The organism is Pseudomonas brassicacearum subsp. brassicacearum (assembly GCF_008801605.1).
GTDB lineage: Bacteria > Pseudomonadota > Gammaproteobacteria > Pseudomonadales > Pseudomonadaceae > Aquipseudomonas > Aquipseudomonas brassicacearum.
Genome location: NZ_VZPJ01000028.1, coordinates 1 through 10,265, shown reverse-complemented (window position 1 = coordinate 10,265; position 10,265 = coordinate 1). Strand labels below are relative to the sequence as shown.

General features: G+C 64.0%; 2 protein-coding genes. Both read right to left on the bottom strand.

Annotated features, from left to right (window positions below):
• On the bottom strand, positions 1-9,793 hold a 9,793-nt coding region (locus F7R20_RS31285; protein WP_151180631.1), incomplete at its 3' end, for a non-ribosomal peptide synthetase.
• A partial coding sequence (locus F7R20_RS31280; protein WP_249044156.1) for a phosphopantetheine-binding protein occupies positions 9,793-10,265 on the bottom strand: 473 nt, incomplete at its 5' end. The genes F7R20_RS31285 and F7R20_RS31280, both read right to left, overlap by 1 nt.

The following is a 10,265-nucleotide window of genomic DNA, read 5'->3' as shown; positions in this document are numbered from 1 at the left end:
CGCGGCTGTAGACGGATTTGGACCAGTCGATCAGCGCCAGCACATTGCGATGGGCAATCGCCACGCCCTTGGGCTTGCCGGTGGAGCCGGAGGTGTAGATGACGTAGGCGAGGTTGTCTGGCGTGACGCTGCTGTGCGGTGCGCTCAATGGATAGCGTGAAAGATCGAGCTGGTCGAGCATCAGCACGGCGGTTTCAGCCGGCACACTCAGCGTCGCCGCCACCGCCTGTTCAGTCAGCAACACCCGCGCACGGCTGTCGTCGAGCATGTAGGCCACGCGCTCGGCCGGGTAGTCCGGGTCCAACGGCACGTAGGCGCCACCGGCCTTGAGCACTGCCAGCAAGGCGATCAGCAGGTGTTCAGAACGCGGCATCGCCACGCCCACCCGCACTTCCGGGCCTACACCCAGTTCGATGAGTTTATGGGCCAGGCGATTGGCGCGACCGTCGAGCTCGCTGTAGCTCAGTTGGGTGTTGGCGAAGGTCACCGCCAGGGCATCTGGCATGGCTTCAACTTGACGAGCAATCATCTGGTGGATGCACAGCCCTTGGTCGAACGGCGCGTCCACCGGGTTCCAGTCATGGGTCAGGCGTTGATGTTCATCGAACGCCAGCATCGACAGTTCACCCAGGCAACGCTCGCCGCCATCGGTCATCTGTCCCAGCAACTGAGCCAGATGGGCCGCCAGCCGTTGCACCGTGTCCGCCGAGAAACTCGCCTGCTGGTAGCTCATGTGCACCGACAGTTGCCGTTCCAATCCCACCAACAGCGTCAACGGGTAGCTGGTCTGCTCCTGGGTGAGCGGCGGACCAAAGCGCAAACCGTCCGGCGCGCCCTGCTCCAGGGCCTGGGCAATCGGATAGTTTTCGAACACCAACAGGCTGTCGAACAGCGCTTCCCCGCCCTGCCCGGCCCAGCGCTGGATGTCCAGCAACGCGGTGTGCTCGAATTCGCGCAGCGCCAGGTTTTGCGCCTGCACCGCTTGCAGCCAACTGTCCAGGGACTGCCCGGCCTGTGGGCTGGCGATCACCGGCAAGGTGTTGATGAACAGGCCGATCTGCTGCTCGATGCCCGGCAGATCCGCCGGACGACCGGCCACCGTCGCGCCAAAAGCCACGGTGTCTTTGCCGGTGTAACGCTGCAACAGCAGCAGCCACGCGGCCTGCACCAGCGTGTTGACGGTGACTTTCGAGGCACGGGCGAAGGCTTCCAGACGCCGGGTCAGCGTCTCGTCCAGGACCTGCACATGGTCGCCATAACCGGTGCCGGCCTGGGCCGGTGGTGCAATGACATCGGCCAGCCGCGTCGGGGCCTCCAAGCGTTGCAGCACAGGCGTCCAGAACGCTTCGCTGGCCACCGCATCCTGGCGTTGCAGCCAGGCGATGTAGTCCCGGTAGCGGCTGCCCGATGCGACGACAGGTTGGCCGCTGTAGCGTTGCAGCACTTCGCCGAGTAATTGCGAGTTGCTCCAGCCGTCCATCAGGATGTGATGGCAGGTGTAGATCAAGTGGTAGCGGTCCTCTGCCACGCGTGTCACCACCAGGCGCAGCAAGGGCGCCGCCTCCAGTTCGAAACCCTGCTGGCGCTGCGCCAGGGCAAGGGAGTGGAGGTCCTGGGACAGTTGCGCACTGGCGCGCCAGTCATGGAACAGGAAGGCAACGTCCAGCTGTTTGTGCACGACCTGCAGGGCACGCTTGAACTCACCTTCCCAGACGAAACTGCTGCGCAGCACTTCATGGGCGTCCATGGCCGCCTGCCAGGCCTGGCGGAAGCGCTCGACGTCCAACCCTTCGACATCCACCCGCAGCTGATTGATGTAGCTGCCGGCCTGTTGCTCATACAACGTATGGAACAGCATGCCTTGCTGCATGGGCGACAACGGATAAATGTCTTCGACTTGCCGGGGCGCCAGTGGCAACGCGTCCAGCTCAGCCTGGGTCAACCCGGCCAGCGGGAAGTCCGACGGCGTGAAGCCTTGGTGCGGTGCCTGACAGCAGTGCTCGATCAGGGCCTGCAACTCTCGGCCATAGTCCAGGGCCAGCGTCTGGATCGTCGATTCGTCGAACATCTGCGTGCTGAACGTCCAGTCGATACTCAGTTCGCCGGAGTAGACACTGCCATTGAGGGTCAACCAGTTGTCCAGCGGCGCCAGCGGGCTCTGTGGTGCGCCCGCCGATTCGCTGGCCGGGATAAACAAGCCATCGGCATCATCGGCGAATGCGCTGTCGAACTGGCCCAGGTAGTTGAAGGTAATGCGTGGCACAGGCAACGCCTGGAGGGTACGACGGGTCTGCTCATCCCCCAGGTAGCGCAGCGCACCGAATCCGAGCCCTTTGTCGGGTATCGCCCGCAATTGCTCCTTGATCGCCTTGAGCGAATCCCCTGCGGTGACGGCCGGGGTCAAGCGTACCGGGAACAGGCTGGTGAACCAGCCGACGCTACGACTCAGATCCAGATCATCGAACAACGCCTCACGGCCGTGCCCCTCCAGCTGAATCAAGGTCGAGGCGTCGCCGGACCAGCGGCCAATCACCCGGGCCAGAGCCGTCAACAACAGATCGTTGACCTGGGTTCGGTAGGCCGCCGGCGCTTGCTGCAAGAGTTGTCGGGTCTGGTTTTTATCCAGCCGCGTCTGAACCTGCGCCCCATGGCACCTGCGCAGTTCGCCCTCGGGCCGGTCGCAAGGCAAATCGGCGCGAGCGTCCTGCAGTTGCCCTTGCCAATAGGCTATTTGAGCCTGTAACGCCGCACTGCCGGCATGCCCCTGCAACCGTTGCGCCCAAGCCTGGGTGGCACTGGTCTTGGCGGGCAGTTTCAGGGCCTGGCCGGCCTGCAGTTGTTGATAAGCCTGTTGCAGGTCTTCCAGCAGAATGCGCCACGACACTCCGTCTACCACCAAGTGATGGATCACCAGCAACAGCCGCTGGCTGCCATCGGCCAGGCTCGCCAAGACCCCGCGCAACAGTGCGCCGTTCTGCAGTTCGAGACTGCGCTGGGCTTGTTCGGCCAACCGTTCAAGCGCCGCAGCATCTGCCACCTCGGCGGTCCACAACAGCGGTGAGCGTTGCCAAAGCCCCTGTTGCTCGGCGAGGCTTTGATGGCGAGCGGTCCAGGCGTCGTTCTCACGGGTGAAGGCCAGGCGCAAGGCATCGTGGTGGGCAACCAATGCCTGCAACGCCTGCTCCAGATGAGCGGCGTCCACTGGCCGCAGCCCTTTGAGCAGCACCGATTGGTTCCAGTGATGCGGCTCGGCCATGTCCTGTTCGAAAAACAGTTGCTGGAACGGCAGCAACACCGCGTCGCCCGTCACCGGGCCCTGGTCGATGCCCGGGCCGCTGTCCCCCTGGTTCGCCACGCTGGCGAGGCCCTGGATGGTCTGGTGGACGAACAGATCCTTGGGACTGAAATGAATCCCGGCCTGCCGCGCCCGGCTGACCATCTGGATCGAGATAATCGAATCGCCCCCCAGCTCGAAGAAGTTGTCACCCACCCCCACTTGCTCGCGTCCGAGCACGCTTTGCCAGATCGCGGCCAGGGTCTGTTCGAGGGCGGTGATCGGTGCGATGTAAGCCTTGGGGCTGGCGCTGATATCGGCTTTGGGCAGTGCCTTGCGTTCCAGTTTGCCGTTGGGGCTGACGGGCATTTTTTCCAGCCACACCCAGTGCTGCGGCACCATGTAGTCGGGCAAGGACTGGCTCAAATGGTCCTTGAGGCGACCTTGCATCGCCTGGCGGACGGTGTCTTCGGCGCTCAGCAGTTCAGCGCGGGCTGGCACCAGGTAGGCCACCAGCAAGGTGCCGTCCTGGGCGATGACGACGGTTTCGCGCACCTCGGCGTGCTCGGCCAGGCGCACTTCGATTTCCCCCAGCTCAATGCGCAGGCCACGGATTTTCACCTGATGGTCCATGCGCCCGGCGTATTCAATCACGCCATCGGTGCGATAGCGCGCCAGGTCACCGGTGCGATACAGCCGCTGCCCCGTGCCGAAGGGGCCGGTCACGAAGCGTTCGGCGGTCAGCGCCGCGCGTCGATGGTAACCCCGGGCCAGGCCCTCGCCCGCCAGGTACAGCTCGCCCGTCACACCGACCGGCACCGGCGACAATTCATCGTCCAGGATGTAAGTACCCAGGTTGGCAATCGGCTGGCCGATCGGCACGCTGTCGCGACCGTCCTGGACACAGATCCAATGGGTGACGTCGATGGCTGCCTCGGTCGGACCGTAGAGGTTGTACAGGCTGGCGTTCGGCAGTTTGGCGAACACCTGCTGCTGCGCATCCACCGGCAGGGCTTCGCCGCTGCACACGATCCGCTTCAGGCTGGTGCATTGGGCCACGTGTGGGTCTTGCACAAACGCCTGCAACATCGACGGCACGAAGTGCAACGTGGTGATGCGCTGCGCGGTGATCAGCTCGATCAGTTGCGTCGGGTCGCGATGAGCGCCCGGCGCGGCCACCACCAGCGTCGCGCCGGTCAGCAGCGGCCAGAAGAACTCCCACACCGATACGTCGAAACTGAAAGGCGTTTTTTGCAGCACGCTGTCCGTGGCATCGAGCCCATAGGCCTGCTGCATCCAGCACAGCCGATTGACCAGGGCCGAATGACGATTGCCCGCGCCCTTGGGCTTGCCGGTGGAACCGGAGGTGTAGATCACGTAGGCCAGGTTTTCAGCGTCAACGTCGACGCACGGATTGGCATCGCGACCTGCTTGCAGCCCGTCCTCGGGCTGATCCAGCACCAGACAGCGAATGGCCTCCGGAACGGGCAACGCGTCCAGTAGATGGCGCTGGGTCAGCAGCAGGCCGATGCCACTGTCGTCGAACATATAGGCCAGGCGATCCCGTGGATATTCAGGGTCCAACGGTACGTAGGCACCGCCGGCCTTGAGAATCGCCAACAGCCCCAGGACCATTTCCACGGAACGCTCGACGGCGATACCCACCAGCACATCCGGGCCGACACCCTGATCGATCAACCTATGCGCCAACCGGTTGGCCCGGGCGTTGAGCTCGGTGTAGGTCAGGCGTTGCTCGCCGAAAACCAGCGCCGGGGCGTCCGGGGTCCGCGACACCTGCTCTTCGATCAAGCTGTGCACACTGCGATCGAGCGGGTATTGGACTGCCGTGGTGTTCCACTCCACCAGCATGCGCCGACGTTCGTCAGCGTCCAGTAGCGCCCACTGCGCAACAGGGCGATGCAGGTCCTGCACCAAGCCTTGCAACAGGTTGAGCCAATGCTGGCCCATGCGCTCGATGGTGGCCGGCTCGAACAGATCCGTGGCGTAGGTCAGGGCCGCGTGCAGGCCTTGGGCGCTGTCGCTGGTGTCCAGGCTCAGGTCGAACTGCGCGGTGCGCTGCGCCCAACCCATAGGCTCGATGGCCAGGTCCGGCAAGGCAGTTGTCAACGCCGTGTCGGTTTCGTTGCGATGGTTGAACATGGCCTGGAACAGCGGGCTGTGACTCAGGTTGCGTTGCGGTTGCAGGGCATCGACCAATTGCTCGAACGGCAGATCCTGGTGCATCTGCGCCGCCATGGCCGTCTGCTTGAGCTGTTGCAGCAAAGCGGCGCCGGTCAAGTCGCTGTGGAATTCGGCTCGCAGCACCTGGGTATTGACGAAAAACCCGATCAATCGCTCGGTTTCAAGGCGCTGGCGGTTGGCAATCGGCACCCCGACGCGAATGTCGGCCTGGCCGCTGTAACGGTGCAACAACGCTTGGAAGGAACCGAGCAACAGCACGAACAACGTGATGTTTTCCCGGCGGGCCAAGGCTTTGAGGGCGTCGTTCAACGCGCGATCGAGCACGACCGGCAACCGTGCGCCGCGCATGCTTTGCTGAGCCGGACGCGGATGGTCGGTGGGCAGTTCCAGCAGCGGCTGTTCATCGCCCAGTTGTTCGGTCCAGTAGGCCAGTTGCCGGTCCCGTTCACCGGCAGCCATCCGTTGCCGCTGCCAGACGGCGTAGTCGGCGTATTGCACCGCCAGGGCTGGCAACTGCGCGGACTGGCCCTGGATGAACGCCGAGTACAGGCTCATCAGGTCATCGACCATCACCTGCAACGACCAGGCGTCGGCAACGATGTGATGCAGAGTCAGCACCAGGATGTGCTCTTGCTCGCTCAGCGCCAGCAGGCCGACGCGCAACAGCGCATCGTTCAGCAGATCGAACGGGCGTTGCGTCTGCTGCTCGATAAATGCCTGGATACCGGCCTCGTCATCCACCGCCAGACGCTGCTCGACGAAGTCGACCTGCCCCTGGGCACGCATCACCTGACAGGTCCGGCCATCGTCTTCGACGAAGGCGGTGCGCAAACTTTCGTGACGCTCCAGCAGCGCTGCAAAGCTTTGACGCAGGGCGCCTGTATCCAGCGCACCGCGCAGCCGCAGCGCCGTCGGAATATTGTAGGCGGCGCTGTCGGGGTCCATTTTCCACAGGAACCATTGGCGTTCCTGGGCAAAGGACAATGGCAACGGCTCGTCACGAGGTACCGGCACCAGCGCCAACGGTTGTTCACCGTGGCCGGCGTCGAGGGCCTGCACAAAATCCTGCAACGTGCTGTGTTCGAACAGACTGCGCAACGGCACCTCGATATCCAGCGCCCGACGGACCCTCGACACCACTTGGGTCACCAGCAACGAATGTCCGCCCAACTCGAAGAAGTTGTCCACAAGCCCGACACGCTCGAGCTTGAGTACCTCCTGCCAGATCGCCGCCACCTGTTGCTCACGCGCACTGCCGGGCGCCACATAGGCACGTTGCAACTCGCTGGCATCCGGGGCCGGCAACGCCTTGCGATCGACCTTGCCGTTGGGCGTCAACGGCAGTTGCGCGAGGAACAGCAGATGCGCCGGCACCATGTATTCCGGCAATTGCGCCTTGAGCGCGGTTTTGAGCGCGGTGCGCAATGAGGCCTCGGCATCCGCTTGTGGCACTGCGTCAATGGGCACTACATAGCCCACCAGCTGCGCGCCGGTCGGGCCTTCATGAGCCACCACCACGGTTTCCCGCACACTGGCCTGGGCCAGCAGCGCCGCTTCGATTTCCCCCAGTTCGATGCGCAAGCCGCGGATCTTGACCTGATGGTCGATACGGCCGATGTACTCCACTACGCCTTCAGCCCGATAGCGGGTCAGGTCACCGGTGCGGTACAGGCGCTCGCCCGTTGTGGAGAACGGGTCCGGCACAAAGCGTTCGGCCGTCAGGGCCGGACGCTGGAAGTAACCGCGGGCCAGTCCGTCGCCACCGATCAGCAATTCACCCGGCGCGCCAGGCGGGTTGAGCGTCAGGTCGCTGCCGACGATGTACAGCGCCGTGTTGTCCAGGGGTTGGCCAAGGAACGGACGGCTGTTTTCAGGGCTCAGCGGATGCACCGCCGACCAGATCGTGGTTTCGGTCGGGCCATAGAGGTTCCAGACCTTCGGTGAAAGCGCCAGCAGCCGTTGCGCCAACTCAAGGGGCAACGCCTCGCCGCCGCACAGGAAGGTGCGACCTGCCAGCAGCGCAGATTGTTCATGATCCAGCAACATGCGCCAGCTCGAAGGGGTGGCTTGCAGCACCGTCACGTCGTGCCGTTCGATCAGCGCCAGCACCGCCTGCGGATCCTGGTGTACGTTTTGGCCGGTCAGCACCACGCTGGCCCCGGTCGACAGCGGCCCGTAGATCTCCAAGCCAAAAATATCGAAGGAAAAGGTGGTCAGCGACAGCATGCGATCGCTGGCCGTGAGGCCTGGCTGGGCGATCATGCTGGAGACGAAATTGCTCAGCGCGCCATGGCGCACCATCACCCCCTTGGGTTTGCCGGTGGAGCCGGAGGTGTAGATCACGTAAGCCAAGTGTTCGGCGCTCAGCGCCACCGCCGGGCAGCTGCGCGGGGCCTCCTGCAGGGCAGCATCCGGCTGATCCAGCAACAGGGTTTCGAGCGTTGCCGGGATCGGTAATCGAGCCTGCAAACGGGCCTGGGTCAGCAGCAGTTCGATACCGCTGTCCTGGATCATGTAGGCCAGGCGATCCTCAGGGTACGCCGGGTCCAGTGGCACGTAGGCGCCGCCGGCCTTGAGGATCGCCAGCAGGCCGATAATCATCTCGGCGCTGCGCTCCACCGCAATCCCCACCGGCTGGTCAGGCGTCACGCCCAGGACAATCAAGCGGTGGGCGAGCTGGTTGGCGCGTGCATCCAACTGCCCGTAGGTCAGGGCCTGCCCATCGATCGTCAGCGCCAGCGCATCGGGGCTGACGCGGGCCTGTTCGGCGATGCGCTGGTGTACACACGCCGTGGAGCCATGATCAACCATACGGTGCCAATCTTGCTGCGTCAGACGCTGCTGGGTGGCATCGAGCAACGGCAACTCGCCGATACGTTGCTGCGGTGCATCGACGATGCCTTGCAGCAGGTTCTGCCAGTGACGGGCCAGGCGTTCGATGGTCTGTGGTTCGAAGAGATCGGTGGCGTAGGTCAGCTCCGCGACCACACCCTGCCCGGTTTCATACGTGCCCAAGGTCAAATCGAACTGGGCGGTGTGCCCTTCCCACACCAGGTCCTCGATGCTCAGCTGCGGCAATTGCATCTGCCGGTCCTGGGTGTCGCTGGCGGTCTGGTGGTTGAACATGACCTGGAAGATCGGGCTGTGACTGAGGCTGCGCTCCGGCTGCAGGGCCTCGATCAACTGTTCGAACGGCAGGTCCTGATGAGCCTGGGCGGCCATGGCCGACTGCTTGACCTGGGCGAGCAGGCGGTCGAACGGCAATTGCCCATCGACATCGGCGCTGAGCACCTGGGTGTTGACGAAAAAGCCGATCAGGCCCTCGGTTTCGACCCGGTTGCGGTTGGCCACCGGCACGCCGACACGGATCTGCGGCTGGCCGCTGTAGCGGTGCAGCAAGGCCTGGAACGAGGCCAGCAACACCATGAACAGGCTGGCCCCTTCGCGCTGGGCCAGTTGCTTGAGCGCGGCGCCCAGTTCCGGCGCCAGGTTCAAGTCCAGGCGTGCACCACGAAAGCTCTGCACGGGTGGGCGCGGATGATCCAGCGGCAACTCCAGCACCGGCTGTTCGCGGCCCAGGGTCTGGACCCAATAAGCCAATTGTCGCTCGCGCTCACCGGCTTCGAGCCAGTGGCGCTGCCAGATCGCATAGTCGGCGTACTGCACGGTCAGTTCCGGCAAGACCAGGGACTGGCCGGCGGTGTCGGCGGCGTAATGGCGCACCAGTTCGTCCACCAGCACCTGCATCGACCAGCCATCGGAAATGATGTGGTGCTGGATCAGCACCAGCACGTGGTCGTCCTCGGCGATGTTCAACAGCGAAACCCGCAGCAACGGCCCTTGGCGCAGGTCGAATGGGCGCGCGCTCTCGCGCTCGACGAACGCCTTGATGCTGTCGTCCTGGCTGAGCGGCGAACCGACGGGCAACGCCTCGACCGTGATGCGCAGGGGCATTTGCCGGTGAGTGACCTGCACGGTCTGCTCGCCGTTCTCGATGAAGGTGGTGCGCAAGCTCTCGTGGCGCTCGACCAGGGCGTTGAAGCTGCGCTCCAGGGCCGCTACGTCCAGCCGTCCTTTGAGGCGCAAGGCACTGGGGATGTGGTAGGCCGAGCTGTGGGGGTCCATCTGCCACAGGAACCACTGGCGCTCCTGGGCATAGGACAGCGCGATCTGTTCGAACCCGGAGCGGACCTCGGGGATCGGCAGATTGGCCGGCGAGACGCCCTCTTCGAGCATCTTTTCCAGGTAGAGCTTACGTTTGTCCAGCGGCAGAGTGATAAAGCGCTTGGCAATCCTCAAAGCAACACTCTTGTCCATCAGACTTCCTCCATTTCATCAAGCAGGGCTTCCAGCTTGTTCAGTTTCTGTTCATCGATCGGCCCGTCCCCGGTGTCGAGTTGCGCGACAAATTCCCCCAGGACGGGGTGCTGGAAAATCAGTTGCGGGGTCAGCGTCAACCCCAGTTCGAGCGCCATGCGCGAGACGGCATTGACCGCCAGCAGTGAATGGCCGCCCAGCTCGAAGAAGTGATCGTTCAAACCCACGCGTTCCACCGTGAGCACCTGGGCCCAGATCGCCGCGACCTGCTGTTCAAGTGCACTGGCCGGGGCGACATAACCGGCCTGCAACAGACCGGTCTCCACCGCCGGCAAGGCCTTGCGCTCGAGCTTGCCGTTGGGGGTCAGGGGCAGTTGTTCGAGGAACAGCAGGTGCGCCGGGATCATGTAGTCCGGCAGGTGTTCGCGCAGGGCCGCCTTGAGTTCATCGCGCAGGGCGCGTTGGGCTTCGG